The 18,321-nt window shown below is 64.9% G+C and carries 16 protein-coding genes; 10 read left to right on the top strand and 6 right to left on the bottom strand.

Features of this window, described 5'->3' with window-relative positions; all coding sequences use genetic code 11:
• The 5 genes from MXAZACID_RS19285 to MXAZACID_RS08480 all read left to right on the top strand — a co-directional run.
• Window positions 1-205 (top strand): hypothetical protein (locus MXAZACID_RS19285; RefSeq protein WP_008493853.1); only part of this gene is annotated, 205 nt, incomplete at its 5' end.
• Window positions 206-220: 15 nt separating this feature from the next.
• Window positions 221-907 carry an SDR family NAD(P)-dependent oxidoreductase gene (locus MXAZACID_RS08495; protein ID WP_008493852.1) on the top strand — a complete coding sequence of 229 codons (687 nt, stop codon included), beginning with the start codon at window positions 221-223 and terminating at the stop codon, window positions 905-907.
• A 42-nt stretch (window positions 908-949) separates the two neighbouring features.
• The gene (locus MXAZACID_RS08490) at window positions 950-1,729 is read left to right on the top strand and encodes a creatininase (protein WP_008493851.1); all 780 of its coding nucleotides are present in this window, start codon (window positions 950-952) and stop codon (window positions 1,727-1,729) included.
• 186 nt (window positions 1,730-1,915) lie between these two features.
• Window positions 1,916-3,010, top strand: coding sequence for a branched-chain amino acid aminotransferase (locus tag MXAZACID_RS08485; RefSeq protein WP_008493850.1), 1,095 nt, complete (start codon window positions 1,916-1,918; stop codon window positions 3,008-3,010).
• Window positions 3,011-3,233: 223 nt separating this feature from the next.
• Complete coding sequence (locus tag MXAZACID_RS08480) at window positions 3,234-3,905, top strand: TetR family transcriptional regulator (protein ID WP_008493849.1); 672 nt, start codon at window positions 3,234-3,236, stop codon at window positions 3,903-3,905.
• Here the strand turns inward: MXAZACID_RS08480 and MXAZACID_RS08475 are convergent.
• The gene (locus MXAZACID_RS08475) at window positions 3,882-5,768 is read right to left on the bottom strand and encodes a bifunctional sugar phosphate isomerase/epimerase/4-hydroxyphenylpyruvate dioxygenase family protein (protein WP_240376596.1); all 1,887 of its coding nucleotides are present in this window, start codon (window positions 5,766-5,768) and stop codon (window positions 3,882-3,884) included. The two genes, MXAZACID_RS08480 and MXAZACID_RS08475, sit on opposite strands and share 24 nt — an antisense overlap.
• 196 nt (window positions 5,769-5,964) lie before the next feature.
• On the opposite strand from MXAZACID_RS08475, the gene MXAZACID_RS08470 reads away from it, so the two are divergent.
• Window positions 5,965-6,849, top strand: a complete 885-nt coding sequence (locus MXAZACID_RS08470; protein ID WP_008493847.1) for a shikimate dehydrogenase — start codon at window positions 5,965-5,967, stop codon at window positions 6,847-6,849.
• A 55-nt stretch (window positions 6,850-6,904) separates the two neighbouring features.
• On the top strand, window positions 6,905-8,224 hold the full coding sequence (locus tag MXAZACID_RS08465; RefSeq protein WP_008493846.1) for an MFS transporter: 1,320 nt from the start codon (window positions 6,905-6,907) through the stop codon (window positions 8,222-8,224).
• Between the two features lie 47 nt (window positions 8,225-8,271).
• On the opposite strand, the gene MXAZACID_RS08460 is transcribed toward MXAZACID_RS08465, so the two are convergent.
• From MXAZACID_RS08460 to MXAZACID_RS08440, 5 genes are all read right to left on the bottom strand, one after another.
• Window positions 8,272-9,141, bottom strand: a complete 870-nt coding sequence (locus MXAZACID_RS08460; RefSeq protein ID WP_205619779.1) for a sugar phosphate isomerase/epimerase — start codon at window positions 9,139-9,141, stop codon at window positions 8,272-8,274.
• 46 nt (window positions 9,142-9,187) lie between these two features.
• A complete protein-coding gene (locus MXAZACID_RS08455; protein WP_008493844.1) occupies window positions 9,188-10,471 on the bottom strand; it encodes a carbohydrate porin in 1,284 nt (427 codons plus the stop codon).
• A 113-nt stretch (window positions 10,472-10,584) separates the two neighbouring features.
• Window positions 10,585-13,074 carry a branched-chain amino acid ABC transporter ATP-binding protein/permease gene (locus tag MXAZACID_RS08450; RefSeq protein WP_205619778.1) on the bottom strand — a complete coding sequence of 830 codons (2,490 nt, stop codon included), beginning with the start codon at window positions 13,072-13,074 and terminating at the stop codon, window positions 10,585-10,587.
• Window positions 13,075-13,082: 8 nt separating this feature from the next.
• Complete coding sequence (locus MXAZACID_RS08445; RefSeq protein WP_008493842.1) at window positions 13,083-13,952, bottom strand: branched-chain amino acid ABC transporter permease; 870 nt, start codon at window positions 13,950-13,952, stop codon at window positions 13,083-13,085.
• An 18-nt stretch (window positions 13,953-13,970) separates the two neighbouring features.
• Entirely contained in the window at window positions 13,971-15,221 is a 1,251-nt protein-coding gene (locus MXAZACID_RS08440; protein WP_008493841.1) for an ABC transporter substrate-binding protein, read from the bottom strand.
• A gap of 319 nt (window positions 15,222-15,540) precedes the next feature.
• On the opposite strand from MXAZACID_RS08440, the gene MXAZACID_RS08435 reads away from it, so the two are divergent.
• From MXAZACID_RS08435 to MXAZACID_RS19730, 3 genes are all read left to right on the top strand, one after another.
• A complete protein-coding gene (locus MXAZACID_RS08435) occupies window positions 15,541-17,268 on the top strand; it encodes an FAD-dependent oxidoreductase (protein ID WP_008493839.1) in 1,728 nt (575 codons plus the stop codon).
• 3 nt (window positions 17,269-17,271) lie between these two features.
• Window positions 17,272-17,883 (top strand): NIPSNAP family protein, encoded by a 612-nt coding sequence (locus tag MXAZACID_RS08430; protein ID WP_008493838.1) that lies wholly within the window; start codon window positions 17,272-17,274, stop codon window positions 17,881-17,883.
• Window positions 17,884-17,909: 26 nt separating this feature from the next.
• Window positions 17,910-18,321, top strand: a 412-nt coding sequence (locus MXAZACID_RS19730; RefSeq protein WP_008493837.1) for a shikimate dehydrogenase, incomplete at its 3' end; no start/stop codon positions are given.

Here is an 18,321-nt window from a genome sequence, read left to right as displayed (position 1 = left end):
CGCCACAGCCCGCCAGGCGCTGCTGGATTGTGAGATTTCGCGCGGCACGGCTTCGGGCTGGGTGATCAACGCCTCCACCCTGCCCTGGCGGGAAGGCCAGCGTTTGCGCCTCTCTCTCGACCGGCCAGGCCGGCTGCTGATCGATGGCGCGGTATGGGAGATCATCCATGAGGAAGGGCAGATCGATGCGTTTACAACGGCTTAATACCGTCAGATGCCCATGCGCGCGCTAGTCACCGGCGCGGCCAGCGGCATCGGCCTGGCCACTTCCCGCGCCTTTCTCGCCGCCGGGGATGCGGTGATCGGGCTGGATATCGCCCCGCCGCCGGCGGAGGTGCCTTGGGTGGAGGCCGACCTCACCCGCCCGGAGGCAGTGGCGGCCGCGGTAGCGCAGGCCGCCGCGCGGCTGGGCGGGTTCGACGTGCTGGTGAACGCCGCCGGGGTGGAATATGACGCCCCGCTCGCGGCTTTGGATCTGGCGCGGCTGGACCGGATGGTCGCCATCAATCTGCGCGGGCCGATGCTGGTGGCCGCCGCCGCGCTGCCGCACATCGCCAAGGGCGGGTCGATCATCAATCTCGCCTCGGAGCTGGCTTTTCTGGGCCGCGCCGAAGCCTCCGGCTATTGCGCCACCAAGGCGGCGATGCTGGGGCTGACCCGCTCCTGGGCGCGCGAGCTGGGGCCGGATATTCGGGTCAACGCCGTCGCCCCCGGGCCGATCGACACCCCCTTGCTGAATTTCGCGGCGATGAGCCCGGCGCTGCAGACGCTGGAAACCGGCAACCCGCTCGGTCGGATCGGCCGGCCGGAAGAGGTGGCCGCGGTGATCCTGTTTCTCGCCAGCCAAGCCGCCAGCTTCGTCACCGGCCAGTGCTACAGCGCCGATGGCGGCGCCGCGATGCATTGAAACCTGCCCCCCTCTCATCACAACGTCCAAGGAGCCTTGCGAATGGTTGAAAGCGTGTTCATGGCGGAGTTGTCCTGGCCGGAATGGGAGGCCAGGATCCAGGCCGGCGCCATCATCTTCCTGCCGCTCGGCGCCACCGAACAGCACGGGCCGCATCTGCCGCTGAATGTCGATGTGATCCTGCCGACGGCTGTGGCCGAACGCGTCGCCCGGCAGGTCGGCGGGCTGGTCGCGCCCACGCTGAATTACGGCTATAAATCCATGCCCCGCTCCGGCGGCGGGCAGAGCTTTCCGGGCACCGCCAGCCTGGATGCCGCCACCTTCAGCCACACCATCCGCGATGTCATCCGCGATATGGGGCTGCATGGGGCGCGGCGCTTCGTCATCCTCAACGGGCATTTCGAGAATGCCTGGCCGTCGGTGGAGGGGCTGGATCTGGCGCTGCGCGACCTGCGCGCCGAAGGCATCCGCGATGTCACCGCGATGCGGCTGGAATATTGGGATTTCGTCACGCCCGCGACGCTGGACAGGATTTTCCCGGAGGGTTTCCCCGGCACCGAGCTGGAACATGCCAGCCTGATCGAAGCCTCGCTGATGCTGCTGCTGCGCCCGGACCTGGTGGCGGTGGAAAAAATCCCGCAGGAAGGCCGGGCGCAGTTTCCGCCCTACGACATCCACCCGCCGCCGCCCGGCTATCTGCGCGCAAGCGGCGTGCTGGCGGATGCGCGCGGCGCCAGCGCGCAGATCGGCCAATGGCTGATGGATGATCATGTCCGCCTGATCAGTGCCGCGGTGCGCGAGGGCTTCCAGCTGGGCGGCTGAGGCGCGCAACGGCTTTCGGCAGGAAGAGCTTCGGGGTAAGGAATGGCCGGGCGCGGCGGTCCGGGCCTGGGCGCGTGCCCCAAGATCTCTCTTCTCAACAAGGCAGCCATGACGGCGACTGTCTTCACGGGAAGGCTGCTTTATTACAAACCTGCTTTCAGTGGGTGAATAACGAAAGATCGTATCGTGAACTCTGGTATCAGCTTTGCACATATTCCAAACGCCGCGCCGCTGCCGGCGGCCGAGCGCGCCGCGGTGCTGGAAAATCCCGGCTTCGGCACCTCCTTCACCGACCATATGGCGGTGATCGAGTACACCCAGGGCGTGGGCTGGCATGATGCAAGGATCCAGGCGCGCGAGGCGATTACCCTGCATCCGGCGGCGGCGGTGCTGCATTACGCGCAGGAGATTTTCGAAGGGCTGAAGGCCTATCGCCTCCCCTCCGGCGAGATCGCGATGTTCCGCCCGACGGCAAATGCCAAGCGCTTCCAGGACTCCGCCGAGCGCCTGGCGATGCCGAACCTGCCCAGCGAGCTGTTCGTTGAATCGATCGAGCAGCTGATCCGCGCCGACCGGGACTGGGTGCCCAACGATCCGACCAAGAGCCTCTATCTGCGCCCCTTCATGTTCGCCAACGAGGCGTTCCTGGGCGTGCGGCCGTCGAAAACCTTCATCTACGCCGTCATCGCCTGCCCGGTGGGCGGGTATTTCAAGGGCGGCGCCGAGGCGGTCTCCGTCTGGGTGAGCGAGCATTACAGCCGTGCCGCCACCGGCGGCACCGGCGCCGCGAAATGCGGCGGCAACTACGCCGCCAGCCTGCTGGCGCAGGCCGAGGCCAGCGCCCAGGGCTGCGACCAGGTCGCCTTCCTGGATGCGGCCGAGCATCGCTGGCTGGAGGAAATGGGCGGCATGAACATGATGTTCGTGTTCGAGGACGGCTCCCTGCTCACCCCGCCGCTGGGCGGCACCATCCTGCCCGGCATCACCCGCAATTCGCTGATCACCCTGGCCGGCGCCGCCGGGCTGCGCGTGCGCGAGGAGGCCTATTCCTTCCAGCAGCTGCGCGAGGATGCCGCCAGCGGCCGGTTGCGCGAGGCCTTCGCCTGCGGCACCGCCGCGGTGGTCACGCCGATCGGCAAGTTCAAATTCTCCGGCGGCGAGGTGGTGATCGGCGATGGCGCCCATGCCGGCGCCACCACCAAAGCGCTGAAGGACAGGCTGGTGCAGATCCAGCGCGGCCAGAGCGACGACCCGTATGGTTGGGTGCATCGCGTCGGCTAGAGCAACATCCGATCAAACGGACTCGTTTGATCGGATAAAGTTGCTCGCTCGAACAAAAAGCTAGAGCGTGTTCCGTGCACCAACGGGAACGGAATACGCTCTAGAGATAGGTTTGTCTTGGCGTGGCGCGGCTTCAGCAGGCCGCCCATCGCCCCGCAATGGTCTTTGCCCCCTGGCAGGGTCATGATAGATCGCTAACCCTATCCGATTGGCAAGGCGGGACATGACCAAAGACAACCCTGCGGGGCAGACCGAAACACCGGCGCCCAGCACCAGAACGCGCGACCCGGAGCGCACGCGGCAGGATATCCTCAACGCCGCCGCTGATGAATTTGCCAAGTACGGGCTGTCCGGCGCGCGGGTCGATGCGATCGCGGCGCGGACCTCCACTACCAAGCGGATGATCTATTATTATTTCGAGAGCAAGGAAGGGCTCTATACCGCGGTGCTGGAGCGCGCCTATGCCGGCATCCGCGAGATCGAATCCGGCATGAAGCTCGACAAGCTCGATCCCGAAACCGCCTTGCGCCGGCTGGTTGAATTCAATTTCGATTATCATGACGCGCATCCGGAATTCGTCCGGCTGGTGATGATCGAGAACATCCATAACGGGGCGCATATCCAGGACGCGCCGGATCTGCGCCGCACCAACAGCCCGGCGATCGAGGTGCTGAGCGACATTCTGCAGCGCGGCTACAAAGCGGGGGTGTTCAAGCGCCAGATCGAAGCGCGCGAGCTGCACATGATGATCAGCGCGCTGTCATTCTACCGTGTCTCCAACCGCGCCACCTTCGGCACGCTGTTCAGCATCGATTTCGGCGCCCCGCAAACGCGCGAGCGCCATCGCCGCCATATTGCGGATTCCATCCTGCTACTGATGACCAACCCCGGCTGATTCACTCACCGCCAGCCGCCGCGCCATCGCCGCCAGACGGATCGGCGCATTGCTGGCGCCATAGCCTTCATAACCCTGGCGCTCCACCAGCTCGAAGAAAAACCGCCCCTGGAAATGCGGCAGGTAGGCGTGCCAGAACTCACCGCCGGTATCGCGGTCATACAGCACGCCATGCGCCTGCATCCGCCGCAGCTGGTCCGCCTCCAGCCCGAAACGCGCCTGCAGATCCTCATAATAATTCAGCGGAATCGGCACCGGCGCCAGACCGGCCGTGGCGGCCTGCGCCGCGGCCTGCTCCACGTTGCCGACCGCCAGCGCAATGTGATGCACCCCCGCCCCGGCCCCGGCGGCCACAAAGCGCGCGGTTTCGGTGGAGGGGCTCTCCGAGATGTTCAGCGGTATGCGCACGCTGCCGCTGGCGTTTTTCATCGTCCGCGAGCGCACTAGGCCGAAACGGTCGGCATATTCGATGGTCGGCTCCGCCACCAGGTTGAACAAGGTGCGGTAGAACAGGATGAACCGGTCCATGGAGCCCGGATTGAGCGCCTGGGCGACATGATCGATCCGCACCGGCCCGGCCTCCTCCGGCGCCGGGGCGAGGTCGAAATCATCCTGCCACATCTGCCGCGAGGCGGCCGCATCGACCAGATAGAGCAAGGTTCCATCCGGCTCGCGCACGGCGGGAATGCGATGCTCGCCCGGGCCGGTGCGCTCGCTCCAGGTGGGGCAGAGCAGGGCCTGCGCCCGCGCCAGGGTCGCCTGCACGTCATCAACCTGCAGCGCCAGGGCGCAGACCGAGGGCCCGTGCAGCACGAAATGCTCGGAGGCGGCGCTGTCCGGCTCGGCATTGAGCACGATATTCACCCCGCCCAGCCGGTAAAGCTCCACCGCTTTCGAGCGATGCTGTCCCGCCCGGGTGAAGCCCATCGCCTTCAAATAGGCGCCCAGCGCCACGCCGGCGCTGTGATCCACCGCGAATTCGATGAAGGCGACGCCGCCCAGCTCCGGCGGGCGCGGCAGCTGGGTGCGCCCGGCCTGCGCCTCCACCCAGATCAGCGAGCGCAGCCCATCCAGCGCGGTCGGCCGGGTGGGGCCGGCGCGGAAATTATCATTGAAGATTTCCAGGCTGAGCGGCCCCTTATACCCGGCATCCAGCGCCGCGCGGGTAAAGCCGGCGACATCGAAATCGCCCTGGCCAGGGAAATTGCGGTAATGCCGGCTCCAGGAGAGCACATCCAGCGAGAGCTTCGGCGCATCGGCGAGCTGGATGAAAAAGATCTTCTCGCCCGGCACACGCTCGATCCCCGCCAGCGAATCCCCGAGCGAGAGCGTGTGAAAACTATCCAGCGCCAGACCGAGCGCCGGATGGCTGACGCGCTGCACCAGCTCCCACGCCTGGCGCCAGAATTTCACATGCGTTCCCCAGGCCAGCGCTTCATAGGCAATGCGCAGCCCCCGCGTGCCGGCATGCTCGGCCAGCTCGGCCAGCTCCGCCGTCAACGCCGCCGGATTGCCCGCCGCATGCGGCTGCACATTGGAGCAGAGCAGCAGCAGATCGGTGCCCAGCTCGGCCATCACATCGAATTTGCGGGCCGCGCGGTCCAGATTGCGCCGGAGCTGCGCCGCGCCCATGCCCTCGAAATCGCGGAAAGGCTGGAACATGAAAATCGCCAGGCCGAGATCCTCGGCCATACGGCGGACATCGCGCGGCGCGCCATCGAAGGCCAGAAGATCCGCCTCGAAGATTTCCACGCCCTCGAACCCGGCCGCCGCGGCTGCCTCCAGCTTGTCCGATAATGTACCAGACAGTGACACGGTGGCGATGGATTTCGGTTGAGTCTGTAATATATTCAAGGCGTACACCCTCCTTACCGGCATTATATATCATCATCCGCGACCCGAGGCGGAAAAAAACTGCTTGAAATGTTCTATTTGGTTAGTTACTAAAAATCCAGCAGAGGCTGGTCATTGGTCGTCACGGCTAGATTAGCGTCTTTTTTCACGCTCTCCTACTCTGGCAGCGTTGCCGACGCTGTTACTCGCTTGGGTCATAACATACATGGTTCATCTCTCCCCGGCCGTCACCGCCATCCGCCCCGCCACATCCAGCGGCCAGACGCTGCTGGGGCTGATCGGCGAGGGCATCGGCCCCTCGCGCACCCCGCGCCTGCACATGCAGGAAGGGCAAGCGCAGGGGCTGAACATCCGCTACGATCTGTTCGATCTGCATGAACGCAATTTGTCGGTCGCGGACCTGCCCCGGCTGCTCGCCGAGATCGAGGCGGCGGGCTATGCCGGGGTCAATGTCACCCATCCCTGCAAGCAGGCGATCATCCCGCTGCTGAGCGAGCTTTCCCCCGATGCGCGGGCGCTGGGGGCGGTCAACACCGTGCTGTTCCGCGATGGCCAGCGCATCGGCCATAATACCGACTGGTCGGGCTTTTCCGAAAGCTTCCGCCGCCGCCTCGGCGATGCCGATATGACCCACGCCGTGCAGATCGGCGCCGGCGGCGCCGGCAGTGCCGTGGCCTACGCGCTGCTGAAGCTGGGCACGAAAAAACTCACCCTGATCGACGCTGACCTGTCCCGCGCCGAGGCCCTGGCCGCGCGCTATGCGCCGCTGTTTCCGGGTGTCGCCATCGAAGCCGCCCTCACCCCGGATGCGCCGCTGCAAACCGCCACCGGTCTGGTCAATTGCACGCCGATGGGCATGGAAGCGCATCCGGGCCTGCCGCTGGCCGCCGAATTGCTGCGCCCCAGCCTGTGGGTGGCGGAGATCGTCTATTTTCCGCTGGAGACCGCTCTGGTGCAAACCGCCCGCGCCCTGGGCTGCCAGGTGAGCGATGGTGGCGGCATGGCGGTGTTCCAGGCCGTTTCCGCCTTCCGCCTGTTCACCGGCCGCGAACCCGATGCCGAACGCATGCTGGCCAGCTTCGCGGGCTGACGCTCGCAAGGCCACGCGAAACCTTTATAAATCGTTCAAATCTAGGGAGTTCATAATGTCCGACATCACCTCAACCGGGGTGCGGGCCGCCGGCGCCACGCGCGTCGGCAAGGTCCGCTTCTTCATGCTGGCGCTGGTCTGCGCCGCTGTGCTGGTGAATTATCTCGACCGCGCCATCCTCGGCATCGCCGCCCCCAGCATCCGCAGCGAAATGCATATCGACGCGGCGCTGATGGGCATCGTGTTTTCCGCCTTCTCCTGGAGCTATTTCATCGCCCAGGTGCCGGTGGGGATCATGCTGGACCGCTTCGGCAACCGCATCATCTATTTCCTGGCGCTGACCTTCTGGTCGTTGTTCACGCTGGCGCAGGGCTTTGCCTCGTCGGTGGCGGGATTCATCGGTCTGCGCGTCGGCCTTGGGTTTTCGGAAGCGCCCTGCTTTCCGGCGAACAGCAACATCGTCGGCATGTGGTTTCCGCGCAAGGAGCGCGCGCGGGCCATCGGCGTCTATACCGCGGCGGAATATGTCGGGCTGGGCTTTCTCACGCCGGGGCTGTTCTGGCTGCTGAAAAGCTATGGCTGGCAGTCCCTGTTCATCATCACCGGCCTCGCCGGGCTGCTGGTCGGCGCCGTCTGGATTTTCAAATATCGTGATCCGCAGGAGAGCGATAGCGTCGGCGCGGCGGAGCTCGAGCATATCGCCGCCGGCGGCGGGCTCACCGGCAAGGGCGTCTCCGGTTCCAAATTCAAATGGGCGGATATGGGCGAGATGCTGCGCCACCGCCAGGTCTGGGGGCTGCTGATCGGCCAGTTCGCGGTCTATTCCACCTTCATCTTCTTCCTCACCTGGTTCCCCACCTACCTCGCCACGGCGCGGCATATGGGCTGGATCAAGGTTGGCTTCTTCGCGTCCCTGCCCTACATCGCCGGCTTCTTCGGCATTCTCTTCGCCGGCGTGCTGTCGGACTTCATGCTCGCCCGCGGCGCCAAGCTGGGGCTGGCGCGCAAGCTGCCGGTGATCATGGGGCTGCTCGGCGCCTCCACCATCATCGCCTGCAACTATGTGCAGTCCGATACGCTGGTCATCGCCATCCTCTCCTTCGCCTTCTTCTGCCAGGCGATGTCCTCCTCCGGCTGGTCGGTGCTCTCTGAAATCGCGCCGGTCGGCAAGCTCGGCCTGCTGGGCGGGCTGTTCTCCGCCGCCGCCAATCTCTCCGGCATCGTCATCCCCATCGTCATCGGCTTCATCGTGCAGGATACCGGCTCCTTCGTCGGCGCGCTGGTGTTCGTCGGCCTGGTGGCGTTGGTTGGCGCGCTGGCCTGGATTTTCGGCATCGGCGAGCTGAAGCCGATCGTGCTCGCGCATCGCGACTGATCCGCGCCTATCACAGCAGGGCCGGCCAGCATCTGGCCGGCCCTTTATCATGCGCGCGCCAGCAACCCGCGCATATAATCCAGGCTCTGCGCCATCGCCTGCGCGTCGCTCGTGTAGGCCGGGTCGAGATAATCGATCTCCAGCGCCAGCAGCCCATCATAGCCATGCGCACGCAGGGCCGCGAAAATCGCCGGCAGATCGATCAGCCCCTGCCCGAGCGGCACGCTGGGCCAGAAGGCGAAGCTGCGCGGATCCCCCGCGCGCGCCCTCACATCCTTCACATGCGTCGCTCGCGCATAAGGGGCGAGCTTCAGCGCCGCCTGCAGCGGGTCCTCCAGCATGCGCAAAGTATTCCCGGTATCCAGACAGACACCCAGCCAGGGCGAGCCGATGGTCTCGATCAGCTCCACCAGCTCATCGGCGAGAAAATCGATGTGATTCTCGATCGCCAGTACAACCTCATGCGCCCGCGCCTGGGCCACCGCCTCATGCAGCAAGGGCAGCAGCGCGGCCTTGTGGCGGGACCATTCCGCCGGGCGCGTCAGGCGGCTGCCGCAGCAGATGCGCATCACCCTGGCCCCCACGCGCGCCGCGATCTCGATATGATCCCGCAAATCCCGCAACCGTTCCGGCGCACCGCCCGAGCCCAGCCCCGAGAGATGCCCCCAGGCCCAGATCCGCTCCAGCCCCAGCCTGTCCAGTTTGCGCCCCAGCGCATCGGCAACGCGCGCGCTAAATCCCGGCAGAAAGCAGGTTTCGATGGAAACCCCGGCAACGCCGAGCGAGACCGCGCGGTGCAGCGCCTCATCCAGCGTGATGCGCGTGCCAGGATCCTGTTCCAGCCCGGGATAGATCTCGCCGAAATAACGGTGATAACAATAGAAATCGATCGCCGGCTTCATCGCATTGCCTCGCATCCAGAAAAAAACCGCCCTTTTTGCAAAGGGCGGTGGAGATGTTGGTTCAGAGTGTGGCTTTTACCTGCAACCCGAAGGCCCAGGCATTGGGGATATGGGAGTAGGAGAAGGTCCCCGGATCCATCACATATTGGACATTGGGATGGATCTGCAGCCAGGGCGTCGCCTGGAAGCCATAGCCGATTTCAAGCACACCCTCGCCGGTGGACAGGTTGGTCAGCGTCGCGTTCGCGGCTTCCTTCGCATCAACCACGCGCTTGTTCAGGATGGCGCGGACATAGCCGACATCGATGAAATCCTGCGGCCGCGCGGCAAAGGGCCCCTGCGCGATCAACCCGCCCAGCACGGAGCCCTGGAACAGCGCCGTGGAGGGATCGGAATAGGAGACCATGCCGATCGCGATCAGCCCACGCTTCGGCCCGCCGAAGCTCACCAGCATCTGGTTGGCGATGGCATAAAAACCGTAGCGCCCGCTTTGCATATCCGAGGCGTTGGTGACGGAGGCGGCATCGCTGGTGTCGTAATAGGCACCGACCTTATACAGGCCGGGCAGCCCACCGAGATTGACCTTGTAGCCGGCCTCAAGCGGGATCAGCGCGCCAGTGGAACCGGAGGTGCTGACCTTCAGCCCGTTATTCTTCTGATAATAGCCCGGATTCACATCATAGATGCCGGTTTCGATGTAGAGCGAAGGTGTCGGCGACAGCTTGATGCGCCCGCCCCATTTGCCGGTCGGGTAATCGGACCAGCCGGAGGAGGCCGGCAGATTCTGCGCATGCGCACAGAAGCCGACATTCATGAAATCGCACCCATCCTCGATGCCGGCGAAATCATTGCCCATCGGATAGAAGCCGGCTTTCGTCTGCACGAGCCCGTGCGCGAAATTCTGCGTATAGGAGAGTTCGGTGACGCGCAGCGTCTCGCCGGCCCCATAGACTTCCTGCACGGCGAGCCTGTTGCCGATGAAATCCGAACTCACCGAGCGGCCCTGGCGCTGGTTGAAGCCAACACTCAACGTGCCGCCCTCAAGCCCAAACAGCTTGCCCATATCGGCATCCACGCCGATGCCCAGCTGCTGCGCATAGCCATTGCCGGTGCGCTTACCGCCGGACACCGCATCGGCGAAATTACCGTCATAGAAACCCTTGAAGGTCAGCCCGGCTTCTTTCAGCCGGGTGCGGCCGCCATTCCAGTCGCCGGTCATGGTCTTGCGGGTGAGCAGGCTGTTGAGGAAACTATCCTGCGTCATGGTTTGGGCATGCGCCGCCACGGCGAAGCTCAAGCTCGCCACCCCGCTCAGAATGGCCTGCCGCAAATATGTCGTCTTCATAAAACCTCCTGTTATTGGATTATAGAGGGACGAGTCCCACCTTCCGGATGCGTTGCCCGCATCCGGTCTCGCCAAAACATGCTCAGCGCTGACGGGTGTGAACCCGCCTCGCGCTAAGCGGCTTCGGGATTCACCACGCCGAGCAGTTTTGCCTGCAAGGCTTCGTCGGCGGCCAGTGCCTGCGCCGTGCCCTCATACGCCACCTCGCCATTCACCAGCACCACCGCACGATCCACGATCGAGAGCACCGATTCCGCATGATGCTCGACGATGATCAGGCTGGCTTTGCGGCGCAGCTTCACCACCGCCTCCATCACCTCCTTGACGACCGCGGGCGCTAGCCCTTCAAACGGCTCGTCAAGCAGAATGACGCGGCTCGGCACCATCAGCGCGCGCGCCACCGCCACCATCTGCCGCTCGCCACCGGAGAGCGACGAGGCGCGCGATTTCGCCAGGATCTGCAATTTCGGAAACAGCGCGTAGACCTCATGGAGCGTGGCGCCGCCCGGGCGCGTCGCCAGGCGCAGATTCTCCAGCACGGTGAGGTTGGGAAACAGCCTGCGCCCTTCCGGCACCAGCGAAATGCCGCGCCGGTTGATCTCAAAAGGCTTGCGGCCGGTGATCGCCTGACCATCCAGCAGCACCTCGCCGCCGGAAATCTCCACAGCGCCCATCAGGCTTTTCAGCGTCGTGGTCTTGCCCACGCCGTTGCGCCCCAGAATCGCCAGCGCCTCGCCTTCGCGCAGGGTGAAGCTGACCTTGTCGATCACCACGCTCCCCGCATAGCCGGCGGTGAGGGCCTTCACCTCCAGAACCGGCTTGCCGGGCGCGCTCGGCTCCCGCGCGTGCACCTCCTGCGCCGCCTCCCGCTCAGCCCCGAGATAGGCGCTGATCACCGCCGGGTTCGCCGCCACATCCGCCGGCTTGCCATCGGCGATCAAGGCGCCCTGGTGCAGAACCGTGATGCGATCAGACAATGTCAGCACCCGGTCCATGTCATGCTCGATCAGCAGCACAGCATGCGCTTCCGCCAGACGCCGGATCAGCGCGCCCACCACCTGCCGGTCCGCCTGCGCCAACCCGGCCAGGGGCTCATCCAGCAACAGCAAATTTGCATCCGTTGCCAAGGAAATCGCGATTTCGAGCAGGCGCTGTTCGCCATGCGAGAGATTGACGCATTGCTCCGCCGCCCGCTGCTCCAGCCCCACCGCCGCCAGCAGCGTCCAGGTGCGCGCATTCACCTGGTCCATCCGGTAGGCATCGACGAGCAGCTGCGCAAAACGCGGCTTGTGACGGCGCTGCACGGCGATGCGTACATTCTCGAACGCCGTCAGATTCTTGAACACGCTGACAATCTGAAATGACCGGCTGAGCCCCAGCCGCACCCGCTGATAGGGCTTCAACCGGGTGATATCGCGCCCGGCCAGGCTGATGCGCCCCTCCGTCGGTTGCAGCAGGCCGGTGAGCAGATTGAAAAACGTCGTCTTGCCGGCGCCGTTCGGGCCGATGAAGCTGTGCAGCTGGCAGGGCATCACGTCGAGATCGATATTGCGCGCCGTATAGAGCGAGCCAAACCGGTTGGTGAGGTTGCGCACCGTCAGCACCGGCTGGCTCAGATCCATCTGCTTCACCCGCGGCTGGTAGGGCGCGATCACATCCGGGCGGTTGGGGATGGCGTTGCGGGTCAGCGTCCAGCTCTGCCGGCCCAGCAGACGCTGCGCCAGACCTTGAATGCCTTCCGGCGAGGCCAACGCGAAGCCCATGATGATCGGCGCGAAAATCAGCCACCAATTGGCGGTGAACAGCGAAAGCCGGTCCTGCAAGGTGACGAATGCGATCGCCCCCCAGAGCGGCCCGAGAAATTGATGCACCCCGCCCAGCACCGTCATCAGCAGCGCATCGCCCGCATGTTCCCAGCCGAGATTATCCGCGTAGGCGCCCTGCAGCAGCAGCGCCAGCAGGCCGCCGGCCAGCCCCACCACCGCGCCGCACAGGCAGAAGGCGGCAAGTTTCAGATGCGCGGTATTATAGCCCAGGCAGGACATGCGCTGCTCATTGTCGCGCAGCGCCTGCAAGGCCCGCCCGAACGGCGCATGCGCGAGCCGCCACAGCCCCCAGGCCACGGCCACCGCGACCCCGGCGGTGAACATATAAAGCCGCAGCGGCGTGGTAAGCATGCTCAGCGAAACGCCCTGCAAGCCGTTCTCACCGCCTGTCAGCGCCGTCCATTTGAACGCCACCTCGAAGGCGATCTGCGAGGCCGCCAGCGTCAGCAGCGAAAAATATAGCCCACGCCGGCGTAGAATCAAAAGCCCCAGCAGCAGCGCCAGCAGCAGAGAGCCCAGCACCGCAACACCCAGCGCCACAACCTCATTGCCCCCCGTGCGCAGCATGAAGATCGCGACGAAGTAGGTGGAGCAGCCAAAGAACACGGAGGCGCCGAACGGCACCAGCCCGGTATAGCCCACCAGCATGTTCACGCCGAGCCCGTAGAGAACATAGATCACGATCTCGGTCAGCTTGCTCAGCGGCATGCCCAGGCTGGGTGCCGCGATGCCCAGCACCACCAGCACCGCGCTCAGAATCAAAACAGGATGTTTCATCGCGGCGTTCATTCAAAACGCTCCCATTGCTCGCCGAACAGACCGCGCGGACGCAGCAGCAGCACAATCGCCATCAGCACGTACATCGCCGCGGTCGAAGCATCCGGCATGAATTGAATGGTCAAGGCCTGCACCAGCCCTACCGCCAGCCCGGCGACGATGGCCCCGGCATAGGAGCCGAGCCCGCCGATCGTCACCACCACGAAGGCCGGCATGATCGCATCGGTGCCCATCGTCGGCGCCACCGTCCAGATCGGCGCGGCCAGCAAACCCGCAATCGCCGCCAGCAAACATCCCAACCCGAAGGTGCCGGTGAGCACGTGCGGCAGATTGATGCCGAGCAGCTGCACCATCTGCGGATCACGCGAGCCGGCGCGTAGCACCCGACCGAACGGGGTGAAATTCATGAACGCCCAGAAGGCCAGCAAAATCACCACCGCGCAGACCATGATCGCGATGCGATAGCTGGCGATGATGAACGGCCCAGCGATGATCACGCCATTCAGCCAGCCCGGCGCGTTGAAAGGCTGCCCCTGCGCGCCCCACACCGCGCGAATGACCGCCTGCGCCAGCAATGCCAGCGCGAAGGTGACGATCAGACTCACCAGCGGCTCCTTGTCGTAGAGCCTGCGGATCAACAGAACTTCCGTGATCATGCCGATGACGCAGACAATCGCCAGCGCCAAGGGCACGCCCCACCAGCCCATCAGATTGAACAAAGTGAGCGAAAAATACGCGCCCAGGGCAAAGAACACGCCATGCGCGAAATTGACGATTCCGAGCAATCCAAAAATGATCGACAGCCCGAGGGCGATAAGAACGTACAGAAACCCCAATGCGAGGCCGTTTCCGGCCTGCATGATCATCATATCGAGCATGGCGCCAGCTCCTCGGCTTTAAAGCGGCGTCATGTGGCAGGCGCTGTCGGCCGCGGTGCCGAAGGCCTTTTGCGCCGCCGCGTCGGAATCCGGAATCGACCGCAGAACATCGAAATAATCGTAATCGTCGGGGATGTTCTTTTTCACCCCGACAACCAGGAAGCGATGCACCAGCTGGTTGTTCCATTTGTCGAAATGCACGGTGATGCCGCCATCCTGCTCCTGCCAGTTCTGCAGGGCATGGACGATCGCGTCAGGGTCGGTGGAGCCGGCCTTGTTGATCGCCTCGAACATGATCTTCGCCGAATACCAGCCCATCCAGGCTTTGTCGGCGGCGGGCTTGCCGTATTTCTTCTGGAAGGCGGCGGCGAAGGCCTTGTCGGAGGGGGAGTTGTTCGGGTCCTTGTAATACCACAGGGTCGTGTAGGTGCCCGCGACATTCTCCTTACCCACGGCCCAGAGATCGGTATCGCCGACCGCGATTTCCGTGAACGGGATCTTGTCCGCCAGGCCGAACTGCTTCCATTGTTTCAGGAAGTTCGACAGATCCGCCGAAGTCAACCCGCCAATGACCAGATCCGGCTTCGCCTCACGGATTTTCAGAATATAGGAGCTGAAATCGCTGCTGCCCATCGGCACCGAATCGTCGCCGACGACCGTCCCGCCGATGCCCTTCAGAAGCGTCTTGAAGGAGGCCGCGATATCCTGCCCGAATGCGTAGGCGGAGGTCAGGAAGTACCAGCGTTTGCCGATGCTTTGCAGGTAAGGCAGCATCGCCGCCGCCTGCACCGGCACCGGCGGCTGCAGCCGGAATGTGTAGGGATTGCATTTCGCGCCGGTGATCTCCTCCGCCGCGGCGTTATTGATCATGAAGGGGATCTTATGCTGCCCCGCAACAGCTTCCTCCGCCAGCGCGTTGGAGCTCAGCGACCCACCCAGCAGTGCCACGACATTGTTTTGCTGGATCAGCTGCAACGCATTTTGCGCCGCACCCTGGGCGGAAGGTTCGTCCACCCACACAATCTCCGCCGGCTGGCCCAGCAGCTGGTTGTTCATCTGCTCCAGCGCCAGGAATGTACCACGCTGCAGATATTCCGCCTGCACCGCAATGGAGCCTTCCTTCGCCTGCAACAGGCCAATGCGGATCGGCGCGGCGGCGCGCGCGATATGCGGCATCGCCAGCGCGCAGCCCGTCGCAACCCCGGCGGCGGCACCCAGCAGGCGGCGGCGGCCCGTGGTGAAAACAGGCTGAATCTGGTCTTGGTCCATGGTTCCCTCGCTTGATTTTATTGCTTTATGGTTTGTACTAAATTGTCTTTGGTCAGCGGATGATCGGGCTTTTAACCCGATTTATGTAACATCTGTTTAGTTATTTTTAAGCGCGCTCCCTTGGCGTTGATTGCTTATTGTTTAACCCTTCCTCGCCCGTATCACAGGAGGGAACCAGATTACAACAGAGAATTTTGCCTCCCCCCGGTTTCAGCGTTCGTGATCATCGATAAATTGGAATTGTATTCCAGATTATAATCTGATACTAGACCCTTCAATAATTAAACGTCGGGTTCATTGCAGGGCGGATCGAGGGGACATGCAGCAGACACCAGCCTATCAATCGCCCCCCCTGCCCGCGCAGGTGGATGTGCTGGTGATCGGCTCCGGCGCCGCCGGGCTCGCCGCCGCCATCACCGCCGCTTCGCGCAGGCTGCGGGTGCTGGTCGCGGAAAAGGCGCCGCAATTCGGCGGCACCACGGCCTATTCCGGCGGCTGGCTCTGGGTGCCGCATAATCACGCCGTCCGCGCCGACGGGTTTGAGGAGCCCGAGGACGCGCCCCGGATGTATCTGCGCGCGGTGCTGGGCAACCAGTATGACGACCGCAAGATCGACGCCTATCTTCACGCCGCACCGCGTATGGCGGCATTTTTCGCCGGCCAGACCGCGGTGAAATTCCTGCCCGGCAGTTCGGTGCCGGATTTTCACGGCCATTTGCCCGGCGCCGTGAAGGGCGGGCGCTCCATGGTCGCCGCCCCTTATGATGGCCGCGAGCTGGGGCCGCTTTTGCCCCGGCTGCGTCAGCCGATACCGGAAACCACGCTGTGCGGCATGGGCATCGCCGCCGGCGCGGATCTCTATCATTTCCTGCACGCCACCCGAACATTCGCCTCCTTCCTGCATGTGGCCCGGCGCTTCGGCCGGCATCTGGCGCAGCGCCTGCGTCATGGGCGCGGCATGCAGCTGGTCAACGGCAACGCCCTGGCGGCGCGGCTGCTGCGCTCGGCGGCGGATCTGAATATCGGCCTGCATGAAAATCTCGAAGCAAAGCGGCTGATCATCGAACAGGGCCGGGTCGCGGGCGCGCTCTTCAACGCCCCGCACGGCCCCTGCGCCATTCGCGCCCGCCGGGCGGTGATTCTCGCCACCGGTGGCTTTCCGCATGATGCGCTGCGCCAGCAAACATTGTTCGCCCATGTCCGCGCCGGCACCCCGCACGCCTCGGCGGCGCCGATGGAGAATAACGGCGCGGGCTTGCGGCTGGGCGAGCAGGCGGGCGGGCAGGTCCGCGCGGATCTGGTGGATGCCGCCGCCTGGGCGCCGGTCTCCCTGCCGCCGCGGCGCGATGGCAGCGTCGGCCGGTATCCGCATCTGATCGACCGCGCCAAGCCCGGCCTCATCGCCGTCACCGCCGATGGAAGGCGCTTCGTCAACGAGGCCGGGCCCTATCATGATTTCATGCGCGCCCTGTTCGCCGCCACCCCGACCGGCCGGAGCGTGGCGGCCTGGCTGATCTGCGATTTCCGGTTTCTCCATCGCTACGGGCTGGGCGCGGTGAAACCGTTTCCGGTGCCAAAAGGCTTTTATCTGCGCACCGGTTATCTCAAGCGCGGCAACAGCCTCGCCGCCCTCGCCGCCGCCTGCGGCATCGATGCGGCCGCCCTGGCGGACAGCGTCGCCACCCATAACGCGGATGCCGCCAGCGGTGAGGACCGTGCCTTCGGCCGTGGCGGCACGCCGTTCCAGCGCGCCGGCGGAGATGCGCGGATCAGCCCCAACCCCTGCCTCGCCCCCATCGCCACACCGCCTTTCTATGCGGTGAAAATCGTCCCCGGCAGTCTGGGCACCTTCGCCGGGCTGAACACGGACGAGCATGCCCGGGTGCTGGATGCGGCCGGCCAGCCGGTCCCCGGCCTGTTCGCGGTCGGCAACGACATGGCGAGCATCATGGGCGGGCATTACCCCAGCGGCGGCATCACCCTCGGCCCGGCAATGACCTTCGGCTGGCTCGCCGCGCATTTCATCGCCGATCATCAGGAAAGTTAGACCATGAGCAAACGCTACGAACTCGCCACCCTGTCTCTGCAGATGGGCAGCGCCACGAACGCCCTGCCCGGGGTGGAGGCCTATGTGCGGGAGGGTGAAGGCCGCCTGCTCGGCGCCTGGCTCGCCGAGGTCGGCGCCCTCAACCGGCTGGTGCTGCTGCGCGAATTCGAAAATGACGCGGAGATGCTGCGCGAACGCCAGCGCGGCCTGGCCGCCAGCAACCCGTTCGGCGCGGCGTCCTGGCTCACCCGGCTGGAGATGGAGAGCTACGCCCCCTTCCCAAACATGCCCGCCCCCGCGCCCGGCGCCTTCGGGGCGATCTATGAAATCCGCAGCTATGTTCTGAAACCCGGCGGTCTGCTGCCGACCTTCGAGGGCTGGGCGGAAAAACTGCCGGGGCGCACCGCCCTCTCCCCGCTCACCATCGCGCTCTACGGGCTGGATGGCACGCCGCGCATCACCCATATCTGGCCCTACGCGGATGCCAATGCCCGCTTCGCCAGGCGGGCTGAATCGGTCGCCACCGGGGTCTGGCCGCCGCGCAGCGCGGTCTGGCTGACGCCGGAGATGCAGGCCGGCCTCTACGTGCCCACCGCCATCTCACCGCTGCGCTGAGCCTCCCGGCCGAAGGAAACTCCAGAATGAACACTCTCTCTTTGCTCAGCGGCGCCAGCGCGGTCATCGGCATCGTCGGCGACCCGATCGCCCAAGTGAAATCCCCCGCCGGGATGACGGCCGGGCTGATGGCGCGCGGGCTGAATGCCGTCGTCGTACCCTTCCATGTCACCCCGGAGGATCTCACCGGCTTCGTCGCCGGCATCTCGGCGGCCAGAAACCTCACCGGCCTCATCGTCACCGTGCCGCATAAATTCGCCTTCTATACACTGTGCGCCAGCACCTCCGCGCGGTCGCTTCTGCTGCGCACGGTGAATGTGCTGCGCCGGCGCCCGGATGGCGGCTGGCACGGCGATATTTTCGATGGCGAGGGGTTTGTCGCCTCGCTCATCGCCGGCGGCGGCGCGCCGGCGGGCAAGCGCGTGCTGCTGGTGGGCG

This window comes from Acidocella sp. MX-AZ02 (assembly GCF_000306035.1).
GTDB classification, from domain to species: domain Bacteria; phylum Pseudomonadota; class Alphaproteobacteria; order Acetobacterales; family Acetobacteraceae; genus Acidocella; species Acidocella facilis.
Note: the sequence above shows the minus strand (reverse complement) of the source record. Positions and strands in the feature narration are given on the sequence as shown.

Coding starts and splice junctions, on each gene's coding strand:
- MXAZACID_RS08495 (WP_008493852.1), top strand. CDS start 221: ATGCGCGCGCTAGTCACCGGCGCGGCCAGCGGCATCGGCCTGGCCACT.
- MXAZACID_RS08490 (WP_008493851.1), top strand. CDS start 950: ATGGTTGAAAGCGTGTTCATGGCGGAGTTGTCCTGGCCGGAATGGGAG.
- MXAZACID_RS08480 (WP_008493849.1), top strand. CDS start 3,234: ATGACCAAAGACAACCCTGCGGGGCAGACCGAAACACCGGCGCCCAGC.
- MXAZACID_RS08470 (WP_008493847.1), top strand. CDS start 5,965: ATGGTTCATCTCTCCCCGGCCGTCACCGCCATCCGCCCCGCCACATCC.
- MXAZACID_RS08465 (WP_008493846.1), top strand. CDS start 6,905: ATGTCCGACATCACCTCAACCGGGGTGCGGGCCGCCGGCGCCACGCGC.
- MXAZACID_RS08460 (WP_205619779.1), bottom strand. CDS start 9,141: ATGCGAGGCAATGCGATGAAGCCGGCGATCGATTTCTATTGTTATCAC.
- MXAZACID_RS08455 (WP_008493844.1), bottom strand. CDS start 10,471: ATGAAGACGACATATTTGCGGCAGGCCATTCTGAGCGGGGTGGCGAGC.
- MXAZACID_RS08450 (WP_205619778.1), bottom strand. CDS start 13,074: ATGAAACATCCTGTTTTGATTCTGAGCGCGGTGCTGGTGGTGCTGGGC.
- MXAZACID_RS08445 (WP_008493842.1), bottom strand. CDS start 13,952: ATGCTCGATATGATGATCATGCAGGCCGGAAACGGCCTCGCATTGGGG.
- MXAZACID_RS08440 (WP_008493841.1), bottom strand. CDS start 15,221: ATGGACCAAGACCAGATTCAGCCTGTTTTCACCACGGGCCGCCGCCGC.
- MXAZACID_RS08435 (WP_008493839.1), top strand. CDS start 15,541: ATGCAGCAGACACCAGCCTATCAATCGCCCCCCCTGCCCGCGCAGGTG.
- MXAZACID_RS08430 (WP_008493838.1), top strand. CDS start 17,272: ATGAGCAAACGCTACGAACTCGCCACCCTGTCTCTGCAGATGGGCAGC.